Origin of the sequence: Nocardioides gansuensis, assembly GCF_003076135.1 — a bacterium.
Taxonomy (GTDB): domain Bacteria; phylum Actinomycetota; class Actinomycetes; order Propionibacteriales; family Nocardioidaceae; genus Nocardioides; species Nocardioides gansuensis.
Window position 1 is genome coordinate 171,026 of record NZ_QDGZ01000005.1, and the last position, 24,802, is coordinate 195,827.

At 72.3% G+C, this 24,802-nt stretch carries 20 protein-coding genes; 5 read left to right on the forward strand and 15 right to left on the reverse strand.

What is annotated here, in order from left to right; genetic code table 11:
- Position 1: 1 nt before the first annotated feature.
- A complete protein-coding gene (locus DDE18_RS12665) occupies positions 2-2,170 on the reverse strand; it encodes an MMPL family transporter (RefSeq protein ID WP_116572639.1) in 2,169 nt (722 codons plus the stop codon).
- A 96-nt stretch (positions 2,171-2,266) separates the two neighbouring features.
- Here DDE18_RS12665 and DDE18_RS12670 point away from each other — a divergent pair, with 96 nt between their 5' ends.
- Complete coding sequence (locus DDE18_RS12670; RefSeq protein ID WP_116572640.1) at positions 2,267-3,031, forward strand: TetR/AcrR family transcriptional regulator; 765 nt, start codon at positions 2,267-2,269, stop codon at positions 3,029-3,031.
- 28 nt (positions 3,032-3,059) lie between these two features.
- Here the strand turns inward: DDE18_RS12670 and DDE18_RS12675 are convergent, their stop codons facing one another.
- On the reverse strand, positions 3,060-3,749 hold the full coding sequence (locus DDE18_RS12675; RefSeq protein ID WP_116572641.1) for an NAD-dependent deacylase: 690 nt from the start codon (positions 3,747-3,749) through the stop codon (positions 3,060-3,062).
- Positions 3,750-3,772: 23 nt separating this feature from the next.
- Entirely contained in the window at positions 3,773-4,507 is a 735-nt protein-coding gene (locus tag DDE18_RS12680; protein ID WP_165821140.1) for a GAF and ANTAR domain-containing protein, read from the reverse strand.
- Between the two features lie 194 nt (positions 4,508-4,701).
- Here DDE18_RS12680 and DDE18_RS12685 point away from each other — a divergent pair, with 194 nt between their 5' ends.
- Positions 4,702-5,103 (forward strand): hypothetical protein, encoded by a 402-nt coding sequence (locus DDE18_RS12685; protein ID WP_116572643.1) that lies wholly within the window; start codon positions 4,702-4,704, stop codon positions 5,101-5,103.
- A gap of 52 nt (positions 5,104-5,155) precedes the next feature.
- On the opposite strand, the gene DDE18_RS12690 is transcribed toward DDE18_RS12685, so the two are convergent.
- The 3 genes from DDE18_RS12690 to DDE18_RS12700 are packed head-to-tail and all read right to left on the reverse strand — an operon-like array spanning position 5,156 to position 8,051.
- Complete coding sequence (locus DDE18_RS12690) at positions 5,156-5,947, reverse strand: ABC transporter ATP-binding protein (RefSeq protein ID WP_116572644.1); 792 nt, start codon at positions 5,945-5,947, stop codon at positions 5,156-5,158.
- On the reverse strand, positions 5,944-7,029 hold the full coding sequence (locus DDE18_RS12695; protein ID WP_170313281.1) for a FecCD family ABC transporter permease: 1,086 nt from the start codon (positions 7,027-7,029) through the stop codon (positions 5,944-5,946). The genes DDE18_RS12690 and DDE18_RS12695 overlap by 4 nt, the downstream gene beginning before the upstream one ends.
- On the reverse strand, positions 7,002-8,051 hold the full coding sequence (locus DDE18_RS12700; protein WP_116572645.1) for an ABC transporter substrate-binding protein: 1,050 nt from the start codon (positions 8,049-8,051) through the stop codon (positions 7,002-7,004). Before DDE18_RS12700 ends, DDE18_RS12695 begins: the two co-directional genes overlap by 28 nt.
- Before the next feature lie 620 nt (positions 8,052-8,671).
- On the opposite strand from DDE18_RS12700, the gene pdxR reads away from it, so the two are divergent.
- Complete coding sequence (gene pdxR, locus DDE18_RS12705; RefSeq protein WP_116572646.1) at positions 8,672-10,081, forward strand: MocR-like pyridoxine biosynthesis transcription factor PdxR; 1,410 nt, start codon at positions 8,672-8,674, stop codon at positions 10,079-10,081.
- Between the two features lie 15 nt (positions 10,082-10,096).
- On the opposite strand, the gene DDE18_RS12710 is transcribed toward pdxR, so the two are convergent.
- The 5 genes from DDE18_RS12710 to recC all read right to left on the reverse strand — a co-directional run bounded on the left by DDE18_RS12710 (position 10,097) and on the right by recC (position 20,334).
- Complete coding sequence (locus tag DDE18_RS12710; protein ID WP_116572647.1) at positions 10,097-11,044, reverse strand: 1,4-dihydroxy-2-naphthoyl-CoA synthase; 948 nt, start codon at positions 11,042-11,044, stop codon at positions 10,097-10,099.
- Positions 11,045-11,219: 175 nt separating this feature from the next.
- Positions 11,220-11,816: an ACT domain-containing protein gene (locus DDE18_RS12715; RefSeq protein WP_116572648.1), complete on the reverse strand. Its 597-nt coding sequence runs from the start codon at positions 11,814-11,816 to the stop codon at positions 11,220-11,222.
- A 77-nt stretch (positions 11,817-11,893) separates the two neighbouring features.
- Complete coding sequence (gene recD, locus DDE18_RS12720; RefSeq protein WP_165821131.1) at positions 11,894-13,648, reverse strand: exodeoxyribonuclease V subunit alpha; 1,755 nt, start codon at positions 13,646-13,648, stop codon at positions 11,894-11,896.
- Complete coding sequence (locus DDE18_RS12725) at positions 13,645-16,977, reverse strand: UvrD-helicase domain-containing protein (RefSeq protein WP_116572649.1); 3,333 nt, start codon at positions 16,975-16,977, stop codon at positions 13,645-13,647. Before DDE18_RS12725 ends, recD begins: the two co-directional genes overlap by 4 nt.
- Entirely contained in the window at positions 16,978-20,334 is a 3,357-nt protein-coding gene (recC, locus tag DDE18_RS12730) for an exodeoxyribonuclease V subunit gamma (RefSeq protein ID WP_116572868.1), read from the reverse strand. It lies immediately after the preceding gene.
- 114 nt (positions 20,335-20,448) lie between these two features.
- Here recC and DDE18_RS12735 point away from each other — a divergent pair, with 114 nt between their 5' ends.
- Together DDE18_RS12735 and DDE18_RS12740 are read left to right on the forward strand one after the other, a co-directional pair.
- On the forward strand, positions 20,449-20,943 hold the full coding sequence (locus DDE18_RS12735) for a DUF6328 family protein (RefSeq protein WP_116572650.1): 495 nt from the start codon (positions 20,449-20,451) through the stop codon (positions 20,941-20,943).
- Positions 20,940-21,677 (forward strand): GAF and ANTAR domain-containing protein, encoded by a 738-nt coding sequence (locus tag DDE18_RS12740; RefSeq protein WP_245916664.1) that lies wholly within the window; start codon positions 20,940-20,942, stop codon positions 21,675-21,677. Before DDE18_RS12735 ends, DDE18_RS12740 begins: the two co-directional genes overlap by 4 nt.
- Here the strand turns inward: DDE18_RS12740 and DDE18_RS12745 are convergent.
- The 4 genes from DDE18_RS12745 to DDE18_RS22975 form a co-directional block, all read right to left on the reverse strand.
- Entirely contained in the window at positions 21,647-22,441 is a 795-nt protein-coding gene (locus DDE18_RS12745; RefSeq protein ID WP_116572651.1) for a sigma-70 family RNA polymerase sigma factor, read from the reverse strand. The genes DDE18_RS12740 and DDE18_RS12745 overlap by 31 nt on opposite strands.
- Before the next feature lie 196 nt (positions 22,442-22,637).
- Positions 22,638-23,996, reverse strand: coding sequence for a DUF7218 family protein (locus DDE18_RS24010; RefSeq protein ID WP_281258380.1), 1,359 nt, complete (start codon positions 23,994-23,996; stop codon positions 22,638-22,640).
- Positions 23,890-24,513 carry an FAD-dependent oxidoreductase gene (locus tag DDE18_RS24015; protein WP_116572653.1) on the reverse strand — a complete coding sequence of 208 codons (624 nt, stop codon included), beginning with the start codon at positions 24,511-24,513 and terminating at the stop codon, positions 23,890-23,892. The genes DDE18_RS24010 and DDE18_RS24015 overlap by 107 nt, the downstream gene beginning before the upstream one ends.
- Positions 24,514-24,526: 13 nt before the next feature.
- Entirely contained in the window at positions 24,527-24,670 is a 144-nt protein-coding gene (locus DDE18_RS22975) for a hypothetical protein (protein WP_165821141.1), read from the reverse strand.
- Between the last annotated feature and the right edge of the window lie 132 nt (positions 24,671-24,802).

Here is a 24,802-nt window from a genome sequence, read left to right on the forward strand (position 1 = left end):
GTCAGACCAGTACGTCGGCGCGGTCGGCAGCCGGCGCCGGCGCAGGCGGCTCCTCTCGGAAGCCGTAGCGGTCCCACCAGCGGCGCATGGGCGCGGGCGCCCACCAGTTCCAGGAGCCGAGCAGATTCATCGTCGCCGGCACCAGCAGCGCCCGCACGACGGTGGCGTCGATGAGCAGCGCCACGAGCATGCCGATGCCGATCATCTTCATGAAGACGATCCCGCTCATGCCGAAGGCTCCGATCACGATCGCCAGCAGCAGGGCGGCCGAGGTGATTATGCGGCCGGTCTTCTGCACGCCGGTCGCCACCGCCAGGTCGTTGTCGTGGGTCCGGTCCCACTGCTCGCGCACCCGCGAGAGCAGGAAGACCTCGTAGTCCATCGAGAGACCGAAGAGGATCGCCAGCATCAGGATCGGGTTGGTCGCGTCGAGGAAGCCCTGCGACTCGAACCCGAGCACGCCCTCGAGGTGCCCGTCGCTGAAGATCCAGGTGATCACGCCGAAGGACGCGGTGATCGAGACGGCGTTCATCACGATCGCCTTGACCGGCAGCACGAGCGAGCCGAACGCCACGAACAGCAGCACCATCATCACGACCACGACGATCAGCGCCATCCACGGGAGGTGGTCGGCGACCGACGCGGTCAGGTCGACCGTGTCGGCGGTCAGGCCGCCGACGAGCGCGCCCTCACCGGGGCCCTCGACGTCGCGCAGCGCCCGGACGATGTCCTGCGACCGCTCGCTCTGGCTGTTGCCGCGCCATGCCACCTGCAGCAGCGTGGCGTCACCCTCCTGGGCGACGGGCTGTGCGGTCTTCACGCCGGGGACGGCGAGCAGGTCCCTCGTGTACGCCGCGACCTCGCGCTGGCCCGCGCCCTCGACCAGCACCGAGGCGGTCGAGGTCTCGGGGCCGAAGTCGGAGTTGAGCTTCTCCGCCGCGACGTGGGCGGGGGAGTCGTCGGGCAGGATCCGGTAGTCGATGCTGCCCCACTTGACGCCCAGGAAGGGCGACGCGATCACCAGCAGCCCGACGGTCACCGCCACCACGACGGCGACCGGCCGGCGCATCACGGCATGCGCGAGGCGGGCCCACGCGCCGTGGTCGGACTCGACCGTGACCGGGCGGTGGCGGCGCCACGGCAGGCGGCCGCCGTCGATGCGCCGGCCGAGGAGGCGCAGCGTCGCCGGCAGGGCGGTGAGGGCTGCGAGCATCGCGACCAGCACGGCCGCGATGCCGCCGTACCCCATGCTCCGCAGGAACGCCTGGGGGAACACCAGCAGGCTGGACATGGCGGCCGCGACGGTGAGCCCGGAGAAGAAGACCGTGCGTCCGGCCGTGTTCATCGTCGTGCGGATGGCGGTGGCGACGCCGTCCGGGTCGTCCGCCGGGATGCTGGAGAGCTCCTCGCGGAAGCGGCTCACCACGAAGAGGGCGTAGTCGATCGCCAGGCCCATGCCGAGCAGCGTGATCACGTTGACCGAGAAGATCGAGACCTCGGTGAAGACCGCGATCAGGCGCACGACCGCGAGCGCGCCGACGACGGCGAGGGCGCCGACGACCACCGGCATCGAGGCGGCGACGAGGCTGCCGAAGATCAGCAGGGCGAGCAGCGCGACGATGGGCAGGGACAGCTCCTCGGCACGGCGCAGGTCCTCCGAGGTGCGCTCGTTGACGTCGGAGTAGACCGCGAAGGCGCCGGCCAGGTCCGTCTCGAGGCCGTCGGCGTGGAGGAGCGGCTCGAGCCGCTCGTAGCTGCGCAGGTAGTCGTCCTGGCTGTCCCCCGCGAGGGAGATGAGCACCTGCGTCGCGTGCCTGTCCTTGCTCACCAGGGCCGGGGACTGCGTCGACCAGTAGTCAACGACCCTGGTCGTGGCGTCCTTCGGGAGGTCGCGCAGGACGCCGGCCACCTCGCGCTGGAAGGCCCGGTCGCCGACGGTGAGGTCGTCGCTGGAGTAGATCGCCACCACGTCGACGGTGGAGTTGCCGAAGATCTCGCGCTCCCGGGCGAGCTCCTGGTAGCCCTCCGAGCCGGGGTCGTCGAAGCCGCCCTGGCTCAGGGACCCGAAGACACCGGCTCCGTAGGCGCCGGCCCCGAGGGCGAGCAGGATGCTCGCGAGGAGCACGGCGAGGGCCCGGCGGGCGACGAAGGCACCCCAGCGGTCGAGCATGGCGGTCTCCTGGGTTTACGACAGTCGGAACAGTGAATGCCGTAAACGGTAAACAGTGTAAACTGCCCACGTCAAGCCCCCTCGGAAAGGATGTCCGTGCCCCAGCTGCGAGTCCCCACCCGTCGCGAACGCCGGCGCGAGGCGACGTACGACGAGATCGTCAAGGTGTCGGCGGAGCTGCTCGCGGAGGATGCCGACCTGTCGCTGCGCGCGGTCGCCTCACGGATGGGGATGACGGCCCCGGCGCTCTACCGCTACGTCGCCAGCGCCCAGGAGCTCGTCGACCTCGTGGCCTTCGAGCTGGACAAGGGGGCGACCGAGGACTTCCGGGCGGCGGCGGAGCGCCACCCCGAGGACGACCCCGCGGCCCGCGTCACCGCCGCGGCCGTCGCCTTCCGGCACTGGGCGCTGAGCCGGCCGCGCGAGTTCCACCTCGTCTTCCACAACCCGATCTCCGCGGGGGAGAGCGAGCGCCGCGAGCTGCTCACCCTCTCCACGTCGGGCCACTTCTTCACCGACCTGCTGTGGCAGATCTGGGAGCAGACCCGCTTCCCGTTCCCGTCCCTCGACGAGCTCGCGCCCGCCGTGCGCGACGCGGTCCTCGACCCGCTGATCCCGGCGAAGTCGGAGCACATCCCGCCGGAGGACCGTGGCCTGCTCTGGGTCTACATGCGCTGCTGGTCGTCCTTGTACGGCGTGGTGACGCTCGAGTGCACCGGCCACTGCGACCCGCGGGTGATCGAGAGCGCGGCGCTCTTCAAGGCGACCCTCATCGACGAGCTGCCGAGACTCGGGCTGGCCGGGCAGCGGGACCGGCTGGTCAAGATCCTCGACGAGGAGCTGTCCCGGCACGCCACCTGACCGTCTCGTGCGGGACCGGGTCGGGCCGTCAGCCCGCGAGCACCTCGTCGACCCAGGCGGGGACGAGCTCGGTGGCGGGGCCGTGCCGGGCCTGGTCGAAGTGGGCGGAGCCGTCGCTCGGCTCGAGGTTGAGCTCGAGGGTGCGGGCGCCGTTGGCGCTGGCCCAGTGCACGAAGCCGGCGGCCGGGTAGACCGCACCCGAGGTGCCCATCGAGACGAAGAGCTCGGCCGCCCAGAGCTCCTGCTCGATCACGTCCATCCCGTGGGGCATCTCGCCGAACCAGACCACGTCGGGCCGCAGGGACGGCGACCCGCAGCCCGGACAGCCGGGCCGGTCGACCAGGCTGCCGGTCCACTCAGGGCGCTGGTCACACGACGTACACCAGGCCGCGCGGAGCCGGCCGTGCATGTGGTGCACCCGGCGGGAGCCGCCGCGCTCGTGCAGGTCGTCGACGTTCTGCGTGACGAGGAACAGGTCGTCGCCGAGGGCCTCCTCGAGCCGGGCGAGCGCCCGGTGGGCGGCGTTGGGCTGCACTCGCGGGAGGGCGGCGCGGCGCTCGTCGTAGAAGCGCTGGACCAGGTCGGGGTCCGCCGCGAAGGCCTCGGGCGTCGCGACCATCATCGGGTCGTGCCCTTCCCAGAGCCCGTCGGAGTCGCGGAAGGTGGGCACCCCGCTCTCGGCCGAGATCCCGGCGCCTGTCAGGACGACCACTCTCATGGCGAGTCAGCGTAGCCGCGGCGTCACCGCTCGCCGCCCTTGCGGGGCGGCCGCAGCCCGAGGTGCACGACGGCGTGTGCCACCTGACGCAGGCTCGCGCCGTTGCGGCGCGCGTGCTCGCGAAGGACGACGAACGCCTGGTCGACGGTACAGCGCAGCTCGTTGGCGAGGACGCCCTTGGCCTGCTCGATGATGATCCGGCTCTCCAGTGCCTCGCGCAGCTGCTCCGTCGTACGTCGCGACTCCTCGAGGGCGGAGGCGTTGGCGACGTAGCTCGCGGCCATGTCCGCCAGGATGCAGGCCACCTTCACGTCGGTGTCGTGCCACTCGCGGGGCTCGGCGCTGTAGATGTTCACCGCCCCGAGGGACTCGTCCCGGACCTGCAGGGGGACGCCGAGGACGGCGCGCACGTTGCGTTCGCGTGCCTCCTTGTTCCAGCGCGGCCACTGGTCCGGCGGCTTGCTGAGGTCGGAGACGCGCACGACCTTGCCCAGGAGGTAGGCATCGACGCAGGGCCCTTCCTGGAGGCGCTCCTCGAGGGTCTCCAGACCGAGGCTCAGCTCGTTGATCCCCGTGACGGGATGCAGCCGACCGTCCGCGTCGGTCAGGGCGACCCCCGTGCCGACGGCCCCCAGGATCTCGACGATGTGCTCGGCGAGGCGGTAGAGGACCTCGCTGACCTCGTAGCGGTTCGCCAGGGTGTGGGCGAACTCCGAAAGCACCTCGGTCATGAGCTGGTCGTTTCGGAACTGGGTCATTACCACGTCATCTCTACTCGGGCGCCCATCGGCGCGCCTGGTAGCCACCGTATGTCGAGACGCCTCTGGCGTGACCGAGATCACTGACATACATTCGTTCCGCTGCATTCCCCCGGACCGTGCGGGCATCGGCGATGAGGACGTGTCCCGAACCCGACACGTCGGACCCGTGTGTCTGACCGAGGGGAACGTCCATGTCTCTGCACATCACCCACCGCGCCGGTGCGCTCGTCGTGAGGGCGGTCGCCGCTGCGCGCGAAGACTGCCTCGCGCAGCTCAACTCCGTGCTGGGCAACCTGCTGTCCAGTGCCGACCGAGTGGTGCTGGACCTGAGCGAGGTGATGCTCGCGCCGTCCGAGCGCGTGGTCCGCTTCATGCAGCACCTGACCAGCCTGAGCCTCGCCTCCGGATGCGAGATCGTCGTCGTCGCGGAGCGGCTCAGCGCCCGTCGGGTCCTCCGCGCCGCCTCACCAGGCCGCCTTGTCGGCATCGTGCCGACGCTGGCAGCCGCGCTCGGCGAGCACCCGAGCGTCCCCGGCCCGCGGCCGGTGACGACGCTGCGGGCGGTCGCCCCGATCGAAGAGGGGGTCTCGTGACCGCCGCCTGATCCGGGATCCGGGTCGGCCGTGCCGTCAGGATGCTGTGGCGCTACGGCGCGACGTGTAACGGCTCGGGTGCCCCGGCCTGGAAGGCCACACTGATCCGTCCGCTGACGTGGTCGTGTGCGACGTGGGCGCGCACGCCGTAGACGTCGGCGATCAGGGCTGGCGTCAGCACATCGGCGGGGGGCCCGCCCGCCACGACACGACCGCTTCGCAGGACGAGCACGACGTCACAGAACATCGCGGCGAGGTTGAGGTCATGGAGGGCGATGACCGCGGTCACGGGCAGTTCAGCCACCAGCGCGAGCAGCTCGAGCTGGTGCCGGATGTCGAGGTGGTTCGTCGGCTCATCGAGAAGCAGCTCGCGGGGCTCCTGAGCGAGCGCGCGGGCGATGTGGGCACGCTGGCGCTCGCCGCCCGAGAGCGTGTGCCAGCGCTGCCTTGCCTTCTCCGTGAGGCCCACATGCGCGAGTGCCCTGTCGATCGCACGCTCATCCTCCGCGGTGTCGCCTCCCAGGAGGGGGCGGTGCGGCGTGCGGCCAAGGCGTACGACATCGCGCACGATGATGTCGGCGTCCGTCTCTGCGTGCTGGGTGACCGTCGCAACGGCACGTGCGATCTCACGCCGCCGCATCCCCGAGAGATCGGCGCCGTCCAGCGTCACGGTGCCGGTGTCAGGTCTCGCGACTCCCTGCAGCAGTCGCAGCAGGGAGGACTTCCCGGACCCGTTCGGGCCGAGCAGAGCCACTGTCGACCCGGGCGCCGGCTGGACTGTCACGCCGTCGACGACAAGCGCGCCGCCGCGTCGCCAGGAGACACGCTCGGCATGGAGCGTCATGCGTGCCCCCTCCGCCGCACGAGGAGCAGCACGAAGACAGGGACGCCTACGAGGGCCGTCCCCACACCGACGGGCAACGGCGTCGGCGCGAAGACCACGCGGGAGGCGGCGTCCACCCACACCATGAACACCGCGCCGAGCGCGGCGGTGGCAGGGATGACTCGGGAGTGGAGTTGTCCGAAGAGAAGGCGTGCTGCGTGTGGCAGGACGAGTCCCACGAAGCCGATGGCGCCGGCGACACTCACGAGCGCCGCCGTCAGGAGGGCGGTGAGGACGAGGAGAAGCACGCGCGTGCGCGCGACGTGAATGCCCAGCGACGCAGCGACATCCTCGCCGAAGGCGAACGCGTCGAGCGAACGCGCCGACGCGATGCAGATGACACCACCCGCCGCGACGACCACGGAGAGCAGGACGACGTCATCCCAGCGCATGCCCTCGAGCGAGCCCAGGAGCCAGAACATCACGCCGCGGGTCTCGTCGGCGTCGGCGAAGCCGAACACGACGAGCGAGGTGAGCGCCGAGAAGAACTGCGTGCTCGCGACGCCCGCGAGGACAACGCTCGACGTCCCGCCAGTCGAGAACCGTGCGAGCAGGAGCACGACACCGAACGCCGCGAGAGCGCCGATGAACGCCCCTCCCGACACCCCAAGCGCCCCGCCTCCGATTCCGAGGACCCCGATCAGGACGGCCCCTGTGGATGCCCCTGACGACACGCCGAGCACGAAGGGGTCGGCGAGCGGGTTGCGCAAGAGCGACTGCAGGATCGCCCCGCACAGGCCCAGCCCCGCACCACAGGCAGCCGCGACGAGCGCGCGCGGGAGCCGCTCCTCCCACACGATCGCATCCTCCGCGGCACGAACGGGGATGTCGGCCAGCCGTAGGTGGTTGAGGAGGATGTCGCGGACGTTCACGAGCGAGACGTCAGCGGGTCCGAGCGTGACCGCGACGGCGACAGAAAGAGCAAGAGCCACGACGGCCGCGAGGACAAGGAGAGGCGCCAGCGTGACTCGTGGCCTCGGCCAGTCCCTGACGGCGAGCGCGGAGGCGATGGTGCTCAGAGCTCGTCCTTGTGCTTGATCCACCAGGCCTGGATCTTCTCGAGCCCGTCCACGAAGCGGATGGACGGGTTCATCTCCGCGCCGTGTAGCGCGATGAAACGCTCACCCTCGACAGCGTCGAGCGACTGCGTCAGCGGATCCTCCTCGAGGAACGCGATCTTGTCTTCGAGGCGGTCGCCCGGGAAGCGGTCGCGCTGCAGGTCACCGAGCACGAGGATGTCGGGATCGGCGTCCACGACTGTCTCCCAGCCCACGGCCGGCCAGTCGTCCGCCGTGTCGGTGAACACGTTCTCCATCCCCGTCGCCCTGGCGAGGAGCGAGGCAGAGCCGAGTCCGCCGGCGACGTACGGCGTCTTCGTGTCGGCGAACCAGAACATGACTGTGCGCCCGTCGAAGTCGACTCCCTCGGTCGCGGCCGCTGCGCGCTCCTCCAGCTCGGCGATGAGGGACTCGCCGCGACCTTGAACGTCGAAGATCTCCGCGAGCTCGCGAATCTCCTGATACAGAGCGTCGGTGGTGAGCGGCGTCGTCCGCCTGCTGCCGCCGTTCACGCTCACGCCGTTGTCGCAGTCGGTCGGCGACAGGTAGGACCCGATGTCCGTCTCCTCGAGCCGGTGGCGCGTCACCACACCGCCCTCGGCGAAGTGCCGCCCGAACGACGCCGTCACGAAATCCGGGTCGGCGCCGAGGAGAACCTCGTACGTCGGGGCGTTGTCCGCGAGCCGCGGCACCGACTCGTTCGCGCTCGAGAGTGAGTCGAGTACGGGATCGGTCCACGACGCCGTGCCCACCATGCGGTCCTCAAGGCCCAGCGAGAGCAGGATCTCGGTCGAGTTCTGGTCAAGCGAGACCACGCGCTGTGGGGCGGACTCGACGCTGACCTCGTGGCCGCAGTTCTCCAACACGAGCGGATACCGGGTGCGTCCTTCACCGACTGCAGCGGTTGCCTCAGGTTCGACCACCTCGGAGGCACCGCATCCCGTCAGCGCGAGCGCGGTGAGGATGGAGATCGCTCCCGTGAGAGCGCGCGTTCGTGTGATGGCCATGGGACTCCTGGTGCTCCGGGCCCCCCGTGGGGGATGTCTGACTGATCACGTCAACCGGAGCAGAAGGTTAGCCTAACCTTAGTTCTGGTTGGTCTTGGGGCCCGTGATTGAGCTCGCCGGTGGTTCGGGTTGCGGCACCCACGACCTGACCCCCCTCCTGCCTGAGGAAGGCGCGATCCACCACAGGCCGGTCACCACCTCGCCGCCGACGGGATGTCGCTACAGCGGACCTCAGGCCGGCCGCCCGCGACAGCCCCGCGCAGGTCCCGCCGAGCTCGTCAGCGCCTGGACCCGCACGGGGATGCGGAGGTGAACGGCGTGGTCAACATCCTCTCCTGAGGGTGGCAGGGTGATGCGTCGCGGCGGCATTGCCCGGTCCAGGCACGGACGGGTGCTGCCTGGCCAGGCGCCGGACAAGCCACGCCAGCGTCTCCATGTCGCGTCGAGGTCGATCGGCCACAACTGGGGCATTGGGTAGTGCCGAGAGCGCGTCCGACTGCTGCGCCCAGTGCCGAAACACTGGCCGGAGCGCGGCGGAGATCCCAGCGGTATCGCTGTGTCGGTGTGTCGTCATGACCCCGACATTAGATCCGTTCGGACTGGAACTATGATCCGATACTGTGCCGAAATCCCAGACCAATCCAGCGTGGGATGTCTTGCTGGACCTGCGCGCGGTAGGCACCGGCCCTCTCCACGAGCGTCTCAAGAGGGCGCTTCGAGCTGCCATCCGCTCCGGCCGCCTCGCCACAGGGGCGACGCTGCCTCCGAGTCGAGCGCTCGCCCTGGATCTGGGATGTTCACGCTGGGCGGTGACCGAGGCGTACGCGCAGCTCACCGCGGAGGGCTACCTGGAGGCGCGGCCCGGCTCGGGCACCCGAGTCCGTTGGGTGGACACTGCCCACGCCGCCGATGCCGGCGTGTCCCGGGCCAGCCGTCCGTCGGTCCGGATTGACCTCGCTCCCGGCCTGCCCGACCTTCGGGCCTTCCCTCGGGCACGTTGGGCCGCGGCGCTGCGGACTGTCACCGCCAACGCCCCCATGACGGATCTGGGCTACGCAGATCCGTTCGGGCATCACGAACTGCGCACCGTCCTCATCGAATACCTGCAGCGCAGCCGGGCCGCGACCGCATCCGGTGCCCAGCTGATGGTCACCACGGGCACCAGCTCAGGAGTACGACGTCTCTGCCAAGCGTTGGCCTCTGCCGGACACCGGTCGATGGCCGTGGAGGACCCGGGCTGGCCCCGGCTGGCGGATGCGGTGCGGGAGGCGGGGCTCGAGCCGGTCCCGGTGGGTGTCGACGACCAGGGACTCCGCGTGGCCGACCTCGCCGCCCATCCCGGGACCCGCGCGGTCCTCACCGCGCCGGCGCACCAGTTCCCGCGCGGCGTGGTGCTGACAGCCGAACGACGCGCGGCCCTTCTGGACTGGGCACATCGCGTCGACGGCCTGGTCCTCGAGGACGACTACGACGCCGAGTTCCGATATGACCGGAGCCCGGTGTCCACGATGCAAGGCATGGACCCCCGCCGCGTCGTGCTTCTCGGGTCGCTGTCCAAGACGCTTTCACCGGCGCTGGGCATCGGGTGGATGCTCGTGCCCTCCCGATGGGCCGACACACTGCGTCGCTCGGAGACCACGCCGGCGCTCCCGCCCGTCCTGGACCAGCTCGCCTTTGCGCGGCTGCTGACCTCGGGGGGTTATGACCGCCATCTGCGAAAGGCACGTCGCGCCTTCCGCATCCGACGCGATCTTCTCGTGGCCGAGTTGGAGCAGCGACTGCCCGCTTGCGCGGTGTCCGGCGTCGCAGCCGGCCTCCACCTCGTGGTGCACCTACCCGAAGCCGTGCACGCCTCCGCGATGGTCCGCGAGGCCGAGAAGCGCGGCTTGCGCGTCGTCGACCTGGACAGGTACCGCGCCAGCGGTTCCGGCCCATCGGCACTGGTGCTCGGGTACGGCAACATCACCGATGCACTCGTCCCCGAAGCCGTCTCCATCCTGGCAGACATCCTCGCCTCACAGCGCGCCTGAGAGTCGCATGCCGGGTCAGTAGTACCAGGGGTAGGGCGACCAGTCGGGCTCGCGCTTCTCCAGGAACTGGTCACGGCCCTCCTGGGCCTCGTCGGTCATGTACGCCAGTCGCGTGGCCTCGCCGGCGAAGAGCTGCTGACCGACGAGCCCGTCGTCGAGCAGGTTGAAGGAGTACTTCAGCATCCGCTGCGCCGTCGGGCTCTTCGCGTTGATCTTGCGACCCCACTCCAGCGCGACCGCCTCCAGCTCGGCATGATCGACCACCCGGTTGACCGCGCCCATCTGGTGCATCGTCTCCGCGTCGTACTCGTCGGCGAGGAAGAAGATCTCCCGGGCGAACTTCTGCCCGACCTGACGGGCGAGGTACGCCGAGCCGTAGCCGCCGTCGAAGGAGCCGACGTCGGCATCGGTCTGCTTGAAGCGGGCGTGCTCACGGCTCGCGAGCGTGAGGTCGCAGACCACGTGGAGGGAGTGGCCGCCGCCCGCCGCCCAGCCGGGCACCACGCAGATGACCACCTTGGGCATGAAGCGGATCAGCCGCTGGCACTCGAGGATGTGCAGTCGCGCGAGCCTGGCCTTGTCCAGGACCGACGGCTCCTCCGCGCCGGTGCGGCCGGCGGCGTAGGCGTCGTCGGCCTCGTACTGGTAGCCCGCCTTGCCGCGGATGCGCTGGTCGCCACCGGTGCAGAAGGCCCACTTGCCGCTCTTGGGCGACGGCCCGTTGCCGGTGAGGATCACGCACCCGACGTCGGCGGTGGTGCGCGCGTGCTCGAGCGTGCGCAGCAGCTCGTCGACCGTGTGCGGCCGGAACGCGTTGAGCACGTCGGGCCGGTCGAACGCGATGCGCACGGTGCCGTGCTCGCGGGCGCGGTGGTAGGTCAGGTCGGTGAGGTCCTCGAACCCGGGCACGGCCTCCCACGCTGACGCGTCGAAGATCTCCGAGACGCCCTCGATCGCGCTCATGCCTCCACCTTTCCTCGTGCGGCGCCACCGGCTGTCGGCACCTCGGGGAACTGAACCACGACACATTCCTCCTCGGCCGCGGCCGCGGTCGCGGCTCACCGGCGACGATTCTTGCCTGACCGGCGCCGACGCGGGGGAGGACCCCCGCAGATGTCGCGCAGCGAGACGGGCCCGCTCAGGCGCGGCTGATCGTCTGGGCCAGCCCCAGCAGGTGGCCCAGCCGGGCCAGCTCCGACTCCAGGAAGTCGGGACCACCGCGTCGGCCGAGCACGATCACGTCGTCGCCGAGTGGCGCACCGCACAGCAACGTGACGTCGTCGGAGGGCAGCCGGTCGGGCATGGCGAGTGCCACGTGGGAGACCTTCTCCGGCGCCCCGTCGGTCGCCTGCAGGATCCTGCCGTCGATGCCGACCCGGGCCGCCCAGTCGACCCGGAAGGTGATCGGCAGCATCTCGACGAGCCGGCCGATCGCCTGGGCCGGGTGGGCCGAGAGCTCCTCGACCACCTCGAGGTCGAGGAACAGGTTGCCGCCGGCGGCGTAGCGGCTGATCCAGAGCACCTCGACGCCGTCCAGCGCGTTGCACGCGGACACGATCGAGTCGGGCATCGTGCCGGGGAGGGTCTCGAGGAGCACGTCGTCCACTGCGACGTCACCGCGCTTGTCGACGATCTCGATGGCCTCGATGTCGCCTCCTGCTTCACCGATCGCGGTCGCCACGCGACCCAGCGAACCGGGGACGTCGGGAAGGGAGACTCGCAGCAGGAAAGGCACGCCATGAGGCTAGCCGGGCCGGGTTTCCCGGATGTTTCCCGCGTCCGCCCCGTGGTCAGCCGGACCGGCGCGGACGTTCAGGCACCCGCACCGAGCCGGGTCGCCAGCCCGCTCGCTCGCTGGGCCCGTCGGCCGATCGCCGCCCGCACGGCCTGCTCCGACCCGACCACCCGCACACGGGTGCGGGCCCGGGTCACCGCGGTGTAGAAGAGCTCGCGGGTCAGCAGGCGCGACTCCTCGTCGGGCAGCAGCACCGTCACCTCGTCGGCCTGGCTGCCCTGGCTCTTGTGGATGGTCATCGCGTGCATCGTCTCGACGTCGCCGAGGCGGGACGGCGCGAAGTCGCGGTGGCCGTCGGCCGAGCCGATCACGGCCCGCCGGCCGAGCGGCCCGTCGATCACGACGCCGCTGTCGCCGTTGTAGACCCCGAGCGCGTAGTCGTTGGCCGTCACGAGCAGCGGGCGGCCGATGTAGGAGCGCTCGTGGAGCGGGTCACCGGTCTCCGCGGCGAGCCACTGCTCGAGGCGCCGGTTCCAGTGGTGCACCCCGTAGGGCCCGTCGCGGTGGGCGCACAGCAGGCGGTGGCGGTCGAGCGCCGCGAGCGCGCGCTCGGCGTCACCGGCCACGGCGGCGTCGCGGAGGGCGAGCGCGGCGGGCAGCGCCGCAGCCCGGACCACCTGCCCGGGGTCGGGGTCGGTCACCCAGCGCACCTGGTCGTGCCCGGCGGCCAGCACGGCGACCGCCTCGTCGGCGTCGCCGTCACGCAGGGCAGCCGCCAGCCGGCCGATCTCGGCGCCGAAGCGGTGCGTCGTGGCGAGTGCCGCGACCGGGGAGTCGTCGCGGCCGGCGTAGCCGCGCACCAGGTCGCTGAGAACAGCACCGGCCTCGACGGACGAGAGCTGGTCAGGGTCGCCCACCAGCACCAGCCGCGCATCCGGCCGCACCGCCTCGAGCAGCCGGGCCATCATGGTCAGCGACACCATCGACGTCTCGTCGACGACGACCACGTCGTGGGGCAGCCGGTTGGCCCGGTGGTGGCGGAAGCGAGTGGAGTTGCCGGGGTCCCGGCGCAACAACCGGTGCAGGGTCGAGGCGTGCAGGTCCTCCAGCCGGGCCCGGTCCTCCGGCGCGAACCGCGCAGCGGAGGACCGCACGGCCTCCTCGAGCCGGGCGGCCGCCTTCCCGGTCGGCGCGGTCAACGCGATCCGCAGCGCGTCGCCACGCGCCTCGGCCTGCTCGGCGAGCGCCACCAGCAGGCCGGCCACCGCGGTCGTCTTGCCGGTGCCCGGCCCACCCGTGAGCACGGTGGTCCACCGGGCGGCCGCCTGCCGGCAGGCGGCGCGCTGCTCGTCGTACCCCTCCTCCGGGAAGACCCGCGCGAGCCTGGCATCGAGGAGGCCGGGCTCGTGGGCGGGCGTCGAGCCCGCCCGGGCCGACAGGTCGTCGAGGACCTGCGTCTCCTGCTCGTGGTAGCGGTCGAGGTAGAGCAGGCCGGCGTCCCAGCGCAGCACGCCGAGGGCGACCAGCGGGCTCGCCGCGACGGACCGGGCCCAGGCTGCGGGCTCCGGCCAGGGCAGGTCGAGGGCGACGGGGAGGTCACGCGCCGTGGACAGGTCGAGGCACACCGACCCCGCGCGTACGGCGCGGCAGGTCAGCGCCACCGCGAGCAGCACCTCGTCGTCGGGCTCGCCGCCGAGCCGGCCGAGGGTGCGCGCGACGTGGACGTCGGCGGCCGTGACGACGCCGGCGGAGTTGAAGACGGCCAGCAGTCCGGTGGCCGACAGCGCCAGGTCGCGGTCGGCCGCGTCGACGGGCTCGAAGAGCTCGGTCACGACACCACCACCTCCCGGTCGCCGTCGAGGAGCGCCGACAGGTCGGTGACGAGGCCGACGGGCGGCCGCCACGCGAAGACCCCGCACGGGGCACCGTCCACCCGTGGGGTGTCCGGCCCGCACATGCCGCGGAGGTAGAGGTAGAGGACGCCGCCGAGGTGGGTGGCCGGGTCGTAGCCGGGCAGTCGCCAGCGCAGGTAGCGGTGCAGCACCACCGTGTAGAGCAGCGCCTGCAGGGGATAGTCGGAGTGGCCCATGGCCTCGTCGAGCACGGCCGGCCGGTAGTCGTGGGCCGTCAGCGGCGCGGCCAGGTCGCCCAGCCAGTTGGTCTTGTAGTCGACCGTGAGGTAGCGGGTCGCTCCCTCTTGATCTTGATGCCGCATGACGAGGTCGATCGAGCCCGTCAGGTAGCCCCGGAGCGGCTGCGCCGCCAGCACAGGGTCGGAGTCGAGGGTGTGGGCGTAGCGGAGCACCGGATCGCCGTCGGGGAGGTGGCGGATCAGCAGGGGCGCGAGGTCGCCGAGCGTCATCGACCCCACGGCGTACGACGTGTCGTCGCCGCCGGCGAGTGGCAGCTCGAAGTCCAGCTCCTCGAGCCGGTCGGCCCGGGCGACCTCCAGCAGGGTGACGTCGTCGGCGAGGGGGCCGAGTGGGCTGCTGCACACCGCGACGAGGGCGTCGGCCAGCTCCCCGGCGTCGAGCTCGACCGGCCACCAGACCCGCTGCTCGGCGATGTGCGCCAGCAGCTCGGCGTGGAAGTCGGGCGCGGCCGGGTCGGCGTGCTCGAGCACCGCGTGCACCAGGGACCCGAACGTGGCGCCCACCGGCAGGCCCGCCATCGGCGAGGGCACCGACGCCAGGTCGAGGTCGGCCGGCGCTGTGACGACAGTGAGGTCATCGGCGTCCTCGACCTCCGGCAGGTCCTCGGGCTCGGAGAGCACCCGGTCGGCGTTGTGTGGCGCGGACGCGGCTGCGGAGAGCGAGGAGTAGGAGGTGCGGCGCCAGGACGTGTCGACGGTGCGGGTGAAGTCGCGCGCCGACAGCTCCTCCGAGGACAGCTCGATGGGGGCCGGGTCGGGCTCGGTGACCACGGACAGCTCCGGCTGCGGGCCACCGGCGGCCTTCCAGTGGCCGAGGATCTCCACGACCCGGTCGTCGTCGACCGTGTCCCAGCGCTGCGGCACGTCGGCCGCGCCTGGCCGGCGGCCGAAGAGCATCCGGTGGAGCGGCGAAGTCGGCGAGTTGCGGGTGCTCGGGGCATACCAGGCGACGACCTGTGACCGGGCGCGGGTGAGGGCGACGTAGAGGAGCCGGAGCTGCTCGCCGGCGTCCTCCTGGGCGTGCCGGGCGACGTTGGCCGAGCGGTGCGGGCCCGGCCCGCCGACGTCGCGGCACCGGTCTCCGTGGTCGTCGTGGAAGAGCGGCACGTCCGGCTCGCGCTCGAAGCGGTCCCACAGCCAGGGCGCGTAGACCACGGGGTATTCGAGGCCCTTGCTGCCGTGGATCGTCACCAGCTGCACGGCCGCGGCGTCGGAGTCGAGGCGCCTGGTGCGCTCGGAGGCGACCTCCAGCTTGTCGTCGGCAACCTGGGCACGCAGCCAGCCGAGCAGGCCGACGACGCCGAGCTGCTCGTCGACCGACACCCGGTGCAGGGCCTCACCGATATGGCGCAGGTCGGTGAGCGTGCGCTGGCCGCCGACCCGCCCGAGCACCCGGGCGGTGAGGCCTTCGACGACGGTCCACTCGAGCACGGCCGCCACGCCGCGGGTGGCGAAGACCTGCGCCAGCGTGCGCACCCGGTCGGACAGGTCGTCGGTCAGCTCGTCGCCCCCGGCGTCGAGCTCGGCAGCGGAGAGGCCGAAGAAGGAGGTGAGGGCCGCGGCCCGCACCCGGTCGGTGCGGTGCGGCTGCTCGAGGGCTTCGAGCAGGGTCAGCCACTCCGTGGCCGCGGGCGTGTGGAAGACAGACCCGCCGGCGTTGACCACCGACGGCACTCCGATCTCGGCGAGCGCCAGCTGGGTGGCCTGCAGGTCGGCGCGCCGCGCGGCCAGCACGGCCACGTCACCCGGCACCAGCGGCCGGCCGTCGAACGTCGCACCCGACGTCAGCAGGCGCTTGATGTCGCGGGCCAGGTCGGCGACGACGTGGGCGCGCCACCGGGCCACGCCCGGCTTGCTGGTCGGCTTGGCGCCCAGCTCGGCGTGCCGGGCCACCCGGAGCCGGAAGGGCGGCCCGGCTCCGACCAGCCGCGACTTCGGATGGTGCGCCTGCACCGGGTGTACGACGATGCGTGGGTCGCCGAGGGTCGCACCCTCCAGGACCACCTGCAGCGAGTCGAGGAGTGGCTTGTCGGCCCGCCAGTTGACGCCCAGCGTCTGCCGGGTCGTCGCTGTCTCCCCGGCACGGAGATAGGTCACGACGTCGCCGCCACGGAAGGCGTAGATCGCCTGCTTGGGGTCGCCGATGAGCACCAAAGTCGCCACGCCGTGGAAGGCACGCTCGAAGACCTGCCACTGCACCGGGTCGGTGTCCTGGAACTCGTCGATCAGCACGACCTTCCAGCGCTGCCGCATCCGCGTGCGGGCAGGAGCCGCGTCGTCCTCGAGGGCGTCGGCCAGCTGCCCCAGCAGGTCGTCGTAGCTGAGGATGCCGAGCCGCCGCTTGCGCCGGTCGACCTCGGCGCGCACGTCGAGCGCGAAGCGCACCCGCTGAGCAGGCAGCGAGTCGGGCGCCTCCTCGAGCGCCGCGCGCGGCTCGACATGGGCGCGGGGGTCGCCCACCGCCTCGCGGGCGATCCGGCCGGCCTCCTCACGTGTCCACGGCGGCTGCTGCTCGCCGGCGAAGCGGGCGAGGTAGAGGTCGTCGACGACCTCGGCGGTGAGCTGCTCGAGGTCCTCCACGAGCACGGCGCCGGGGTCGGTGTCTCCGGCCACGCCCAGGCTGCGCAGCACGAGCTGGCAGAACTGGTGGATGGTGGCGATCGTCGCGGCGTCGAAGGTGGTGAGGGCGGCGGTGAGCCGCTCCCGGCGCTCGCCCAGCTCGGCCTCGTCGGCGTCGAGCAGCCACTCCTCGAGATCGGTCAGTGGCGCCGCCCCCGGGGTGGAGAGCAGGGCTGCGGCCTCGTCGAGCTGCTCTCGCACCCGCTCCCTGAGCTCCTGGCTGGCGGCGCGGGTGAACGTCACGACCAGCAGCTGGTCGAGACAGGCGACACCCTCGGCCACGTAGCGGGTGACCAGCGCAGCGATGGTCCACGTCTTGCCGGTGCCGGCGCTCGCCTCGAGCAGCGTGGTGCCCTCCGGCAGCGGTCCGGTGATGTCGAAGGTGTCCACTCACGCCCCCCGGATCTGCTCGTGCCCGCCGTCGAGGAGCGGGCCCCACATCCGCCAGGCGAAGTGGCCCAGCCGGTGCGGCCCGTCCTCGCCGTCGCGGACAGGACAGGCCAGGCAGGAGTACGGCGCGGCCTCGCCGAAGGCCCGCACGTGCCACGGGTCTGAGTCCTCCCGGGGGAAGCCGCCGTCGTTGAAGCGCGGCGTCTCCCACTGCGCCGCCGCCTTGTCGTCGGGTCGGGCGTCGCGGCCGCCGAGGACCCAGCGCTGCTCCTCCGCCCACGCCAGCGAGGTCTTGAGCGGCAGCGGCAGCGGCTCGCGGAGGCCCTGCTCGTAGACCGCGACGAGGTCGCGCAGCCAGCCGCGCGCCTCGTGCTCGGGGATGGGCGAGACCATCGCGATCTGGCCGCCGGTGCGGTGCTTGCCGACCGAGTGGACCGTCCAGTTCTCGTCGGGGTGGCCGGCCGCCAGCGCGAGCGCGTCGAGCCAGCCGGTGAACCGCTGCTTCGCCGCGAGGTTGGAGAAGGCGACGGTGACCAGCGCGTTGCCGAAGACGTCGTCGACCGAGCCGGTGACCCGGCGGTCTCGGAGGTCGATGTCGACGTCGAGGGTGCGGGGCGGGCCCGACCTCAGCTCGAGGCCGCGCTCGACGAGCGGCTTGACCTTCCGCACCACGTCGGTGAGCACGCCGACGCCGAGGGCGCCCGGTGGCAGCAGCCCCCGCAGCTGCTCGGCGAGCATCCCGGCCTGGGGGTCCGCGCCGGCGAGGACGTCGCGGACCAGCCGGTCGCCGACGTCCCACTGCTCGAGGCTGTCGAGTGCGATCGGGATGGCGTCCTTCACCTCGTCGGCGTCGTAGGGCGTCGAGACGCGCAGCCGGCCGCGGAAGAACCCCTTGACGGGATGGCGGAAGAAGTCGTGCAGGTCGGCGAGCGAGACCTCCTCGGGCTCGGCGGGGGCGAGCGGCTCGGGCACCAGCTCGCGCACGGCCAGGCGCGGGTGGCGGGCGGCCCGGGCACCGCGCAGCGCGGCACGGTCGAAGCTGAACGGGAGGCGACCCACGAGCGCCCCCCGCACCAGGTTGGCCTCGTCGAAGGGCTGGAGCGGGTGGTGGACCACGACGTGGTCACGCACCCGCTCGGGCGCGGTGGCCGTGCGGTCGAGGGCGTCGAGCAGCTCCCCGAGCGGCACGGCCGGCGGCCGTTGCGCGCCGGTGTGCTCGCCGCGCCCGGTGTAGGTCACCACCAGGGTCTCCTTCGCCGCGCCGATCGCGTCGAGCAGCAGCTGGCGGTCCTCGGACCGCACGTCGCGCTCGCCGGTCATGGGGCGCCTGACCAGGACGTCGTCGCCGTCGATCGACTGGATCCGGGGGAAGACCCCATCGTCGAGGCCGACGAGGCAGACCACCCGGTGCGGCACCGAGCGCATCGGCACCATCGTGCAAACGGTGAGCGTGCCGGTGCGGAAGTTGCTGCGCGTGGGACGGCCGCGGAGGCGCTGCTGGAGGAGGGCCCGGACGTCGGCGTGCCGCAGCTCGGTGTCCTTGCCATCGGTGCTCGCCTCGATGCGGGCCAGCTCGCGGTCGAACTGGGCGACCTGCCAGGCGTCGTCACGCACCACTGCGGTGAGCCGGTGCACGGCGTCGCCGACGGCCCTGGTCCACTCGCCGGCCGTGCGGGCCGCGGCGGCCGCCCGGGTGAAGGCATGCAGCCGGTCGAGCATCTCGGCCAGCCGTCCGGTCAGCTCGAGGTCGCCGTCGCCGACGTCGTCGAGGGGGAGCGTGCCGCCGACGTGGCGGTGCCCCTCGCCCGACATCGCCGCGCCGAGCAGGACGCGCTGGAGGCCGCCGCGCCAGGTGTTGGTGTCGACGGCGAGGCCGTACGCCGCGCGGTGGTCGGCGTCGTAGCCCCACCGGACCGCGGCCTGGCGCACCCAGTGGGTGATGCGCTCGAGCTCGTCGTCGCCGAAGCCGAACCGGGCGCGGACCACGTCGGTGGCCGCCAGGTCGAGCACCTGCGTGGCCGTCATCCGGCCGCCGGCCAGCTCGACGAGGGCCGCCGCGACCCCGAGCAGGGGGTTGGTGGCGCCGGGGGCGCGGTCGGCGAGCCGGACGCGCAGCTGGTGGGCGGGGTGGCCGCGGTGCTCCTCGGTGACGTCGGCGAGCCCGAAGGCGGCCGAGACCAGCGGGGCGTAGCCCTCGATGTCGGGGCACATCACCAGGATGTCGCGCGGCTCGAGGGTCGGGTCGTCCTCGAGCAGCCCCACCAGCACCTCGCGGAGCACGTCGACCTGGCGGGCGGCCCCGTGGCAGGCGTGCACCTGCACCGAGCGGTCGTGGTCGGCCACCCGCCGCGCCGCGCGGGTCTCGGCCGCGGGTGCCAGGTTGGCCCGCAGGTCGTGCTGGAGCCAGCCGAGCAGGGACGCCGGCGGCTCCGGCGCGGGCGGCTCGGGAACGTCGAGACCCCCGGCCGGACCGAGGGTGCGGCGCAGCTCGCGAGAGTCGCGGCCCAGGGACCCGAGCAGCGGGTGGTGCACGAGGCGGGCGGAGGTGTCGCCGGCCCGGGGGACCGGCCCTGCGGCCGCGGTCGGCGCCAGGACGGTCCACAGCGACGGCGACGCCTGCGGCAGCCACAGGTGCACGTCGCGCACCTCGGCCAGGGCAGCCAGCAGCTCGACCTCGGTGGCCGGCAGCCGGGTGTGGCCGAAGAGGGACAGCCGGGCGGGCAGGTCCAGGTCGTCGCCCCCGGCGCGGAGCCGTGCCACGGTCGAGGCGTGGCGCTCGTCGGGCGGCGGCGCGTCGACCCGCGCCAGCACTCTGCGCCACAGCTCGGCCTGCCAGCGCAGGTCGGCGTCGAGCTCACCGCCCGCGCCGTCGGAGTCGACGCCCTCGCGCCAGTCGGTGACCAGGCGTGGCCGCTGCACGGCGTACGACGCGAACAACCCGGCGAGCCTGCGCGCGACCGCCCACCGGCGGGCCCGCCTGGCCTCGTCGCGGTCGCCATGTCCGAGGTGGCGGGAGAGGTCCTCGAAGCCGGGCTCGCCCATCGCCTCGTCGACCACCTCGAGAAGGGGCCAGGTGAGGCGGTCGGGGTCCCACGGGTCGTCGGCGTCGCGGTCGAGGAGCATCGCGACCAGCGAGCGGGGGCTGAGGAAGTCGACCCCGGCACAGACGCCGTCTCCGCCGCGCGGCCCGACGCCGAGCCGGTGGGAGAGCCGCTGCGTCAGCCACCGCTCCACGCCGCGCGCGGGGACGACCACCACCTCCCGGGCGAACGGGTCCGCCAGCGGCATCGCCAGCAGCCGGGCCAGGCCGTCGGCCAGCCCGTCGGTGCGCGCGCCCGTGTGGACGTGAAGTGTCACGCGCCGCAGCCTGCCACGGCACACCGACAGGGCGGGGTGGTTGCTCGTTCTCTTGACGGGCAGGGAAGACTAGGGGCAGGCGATGGCAGGGTGGTGGGAGAGGAGTCGACGCCCGTGACGGAAGACGGCTGGGGACGCAACGAGACGCGTGAGGAGCGGCTCGATCGCAACTGGGGTGAGCTGCTCCAGGAGCTGCGCGTCACGCAGACGGGGGTCCAGCTGATCGCGGGGTTCCTGCTCACGCTCCCGTTCCAGCAGCGCTTCACGGAGCTCGACGACTTCCAGACCGCCACCTACCTGGCCCTGGTGCTGTTGTCCACGGCCACCATCGCTCTCACCCTCGCGCCGGTGGCCATCCACCGCCGGCTGTTCCGCCGGCGGATCAAGGCTCGGCTGGTCGCAGCGGCACATCGCATCACCCAGGCGGCACTGGCCGCGATCGCCCTGCTCATGGCAGGCATCGTGCTGCTCGTCTTCGACGTCGTGGTCGGCCGCCCGACCGCCCTGGCCACGGCTGCCGCAGCCCTGGCCGTCACCATCGGACTCCTGCTCGTCCTGCCGCTCGGCGCGGCGCGCGACACCGGTCCAGCCACGCAGGAGGAGCAGTGACCGACACCGACCCGTCCCTCGACGCAGGGGCACTCGCCTCCACGATCGCCGACATGGCGGTCCAGCTCCACCACGAGCCGACGATGGAGGACACCGTCGACCGGCTCCTCGAGTTCGCGCTCAAGGCGCTCGGCTGTGCCCACGCGGGCGTGATCTTCGTGCACAAGGGCAAGAAGGTGGAGACGATCGCCGCGACCGATGATGTCGTCGCCAAGCTCGACGCCATCCAGATGCAGATCGGCCAGGGGCCGGACATCGAGGTGCTCTCCGACCGGACCAGCGTCCTGGTGCGCGACGTGCGCACCGAGGCGCGCTGGCCCGAGTGGGCGAGCCTGGTGGCGTCGACCGGCATCCGCAGCATGCTCGGGATGCGCCTCTACACCTCGTCCACGACGATCGGGAGTCTCAACTTCTACGACCCCGAGCCCGACCACTTCGACCTGCACGACCGCCAGGTCGCCCACGTGCTCGCGCGGCACGCCGCCATCGCGCTCGACAACGCGCGCGACAGCGAGAACCTGTGGAAGGCGATCGACGCCCGCAAGCTGATCGGGCAGGCGCAGGGCATCCTGATGGAGCGGTTCGCGATCGACGCGGACCAGGCGTTCGCGGTGCTGATGCGCTACTCCCAGCACCACAACGTCAAGCTCCACACGGTCGCCGAGCAGCTGGTGATGACCCGCAGCCTGCCGCCGGCACCGCCTCAGGCGGCGTCCGGTGGCCCCTCGAGATAGCTCCTGAGGTCGTCGAGGATCCGGGCGATCAGGCGCGAGACCTGCATCTGGGTCACGCCGATCACGTCGGCGATCTCCTGCTGCGTCCGGTCCTCGAACCAGCGCATCCGCACGATCACGCGGTCGCGGGGCTCGAGCCGGCGCACTGCCGCCTCGATCATCACCCGCGCCTCGACCAGCTCCTCCGGCGACAGGTCGCCGGCGAGCTGGTCGCCCAGCGTCGTGGCGGAGCCCTCACCGACCGGCTGGTCGAGCGAGACGGGGTGGAAGCACCCCTGGGCCGCGAGCGCCTCCTTCACGGTCTCCACGTCGATGTCGAGGTGGGCCGCGATCTCGTCGGCATGGGGCGGACGGCCGAGCTCGCCCTCCAGCTCGTCGCGGGCGGTGATCACCCGGGACTGGGCCTCCTGGACGGGCCGGGGTGGACGCACCGTCCAGCCCTTGTCGCGGAAGTGTCGCTTCACCTCGCCGCGGATCGAGGGCACGGCGTAGGTCAGGAAGTCCTTCCCCTGGGCGGGGTCGAACCGCTTCGCGACCTTGACCAGGGCCAGCGAGGCGACCTGCTCGAGGTCGTCGATCGGGATGCCCCGACCGCGGTGCCGGGCCGCGATGCTGGCGGCGACCGGCATGTTCAGGACGACGGCCTCGTCGAGTGCGGCGCGGCGGTCGGGGGCGGGCTGGCGGCGGTCGCGGGCGATACGAAGAAGCTCGTTCGTGGCGGCCTGGCGCTCGGAGCGCGGCAGCGGGGGAGCCTGGATATGCATGGTTTCTCCCGGAGGTGAATCGCATGCTCGCCGGGCTGTTTCAGCGAGGTCGAATCGATTTTGAACCTAGCCACATTTGACTAGACGCGCTAGTCCTTGGGGAGAAATGCATGGGATTGCACTCGAGTGGGTACCGCCGCGCGACGGCCGACCGCAGCTTACGCAGCTGCGACTCGGCCGTCACTTATGTGGGCCTTCAGTGGTGGCGGAGCGCGTCGATGAGCTCGGATTTGTCCATCGACGACCGGCCCTCGATGCCGATCACGGCCGCGCGCTTGCGAAGCTCCTCGACGGTCCAGTCCTCGTAGTCGCCCGACTTCCCGCCCTTGCGGCCGACCTCCGAGCGCGAGCTGCCCGCGGCCGCGTTGGCGATCCGGGCCGCCTTCTCCTTGCTCGCGCCGTCGTCACGGAGCTCCTCGTAGAGCCCGGGATCCTTCACGCTCGGGCCGTGCTTGCTGCGTGGCATGGCGTCTCCTTTCCTCAGGTAGGGCCGGTTTCCGGTACCCGACCGCGGAGGGGAGACACCCGTGTCGTCCTCGGGTCCGAGGTCGAGGTGCCGCAGCCCCTCGACGGCCGGTCCCTCGGTCACTGTGCCGTCGAGCGAGAAGCGGGAGCCGTGGCACGGGCAGGCCCACTCGTCGCTCGCGGGGTCGAAGTCGACCAGGCACCCCATGTGCGTGCAGGTGGCGGAGACGGCGTGCAGCCGGCCGCTGTCGTCCCGGTGGACTGCCACGGTCTCGCCGTCCACCTGGAGGCGTACGGCGTCACCACGGGCCAGCCCGGCGAGCGACGCCAGCGCCTCACGGGTCTCGAGCCGGGGCAGGGTGCGGCGGGCGCTGGCACCGCGGAGGTGCTTCACGCCCTGGGACACCACCCGCGGCACCTCGTGGCGCGGTCGTCCGCGGGCGGTCGTGAAGAGCTCGCGCCAGCCGTGGGGGTCGGCGCCGAGCACCAGGTCGCGCAGCAGGACACCGGCGGCAACGCCGTTGCTCAGCCCCCAGCCGCCGAAGCCGGTCGCCCCCCAGACCCCGACGCCGTGATGGGTGAACGGGCGCAGCTCGCCGACGAACGGCAGCCCGTCCGGGGAGATGCAGTCCTGTGCCGACCACACGCGGTCGGGCGTGAAGCCGTCGAGGTGGGTGCGTGCCCACTCCACAAGATCGGACCGGCGCTCCTCGGCGGACGCGGAGCCCGGCGCGAACGGTGCCCCTGAGACCATCAGCAGGTCGCCCTCGGCGCCGGTCACCCGGCGTACGGCGCGGAGGTCGTCCTCCACGCTCACGTACATGTCCCGGACGGCCACGGTCGCGCGGCCCAGCAGCACGTGCTCCCGCCGCACGCGGAGCCGGGCGAAGAGCAGCCCCCGCTCGAAGGCGGGGAAGTGGGTGGCGATGACCACCTGCCTGGCCCGGACCACGTGGCCGTCGCGGGTGACGGCCCGGTGCGGGTCACCGGTGTCCAGCTCGACCACCGGGGTGTCCTCGGCGACGCGGGCGCCGTGCCGCTGGGCGTCCTCGGCGAGCGCTCCGAACAGGGCGACGGGGTCGATCAGCAGCTGGTCGGCGACGGACAGGGCACCCGTGACCGGGGAAGGGCAGAGCTGGGTCCTGGTCGCCGTCGATCCGGAGGCCGCACTTCTGGGCGGCCTCGCGCTCGGCCGCCAGGGCTTCGGCACCCTCCTCGGTCTCGGCGAAGAGCCAGCTGGGGCAGCGCTCCATCCAGGCCTCCGCGCCCAGCCGCTCGCCGACCGTCGCGAGGTGCTCGACGGCAAGCATCTGCACCTCGGCGTACGCGCGGGCCCGCTCGATGCCGACGAGCCGCACCAGCTGGGAGTACGCCGTGGCCTGGAGGGCCGTCACCTTCGCGGTCGAGGCCCCAGTGGTGCCGCCGGCGATCCGGGTCGCCTCGAGCAGCACCACGTCGACCCCCGACGTGGCCAGCTCCCAGGCGGTGCACGTCCCCGTCATGCCGCCCCCGATCACGAGCACCTCGCAGTCGAGGTCGGACGCGAGCCGGGGAAACCCCGCCGTGCTCGGCCGGTCGAGCCACAGCGACCGGCCGGGACGGATCATCGGGTCCCTTCCCTCAGGCGATCGTCGTCACGCCGATGACGACCAGCACGGCGAGCACGAGCAGCAGGAGGAGGATCGCGCCGGTGACCATGAAGGGGCGACCGGACTGGTTCGTCGGGTCGACCGAGTCGGGGTCTTCCGGGCCGTGGGTGCTCATGCGGGCGCGGTACCCGGCCGGAAGAGTCGGCATGCAGTCCTCAGGGGTGGGGTACCGGACGCGGCCACCGGCCCGAAGGAGGCCATCGCGATGCCTGTCTGCGACACCTGCGGCAATGACTATGCCCGCGCG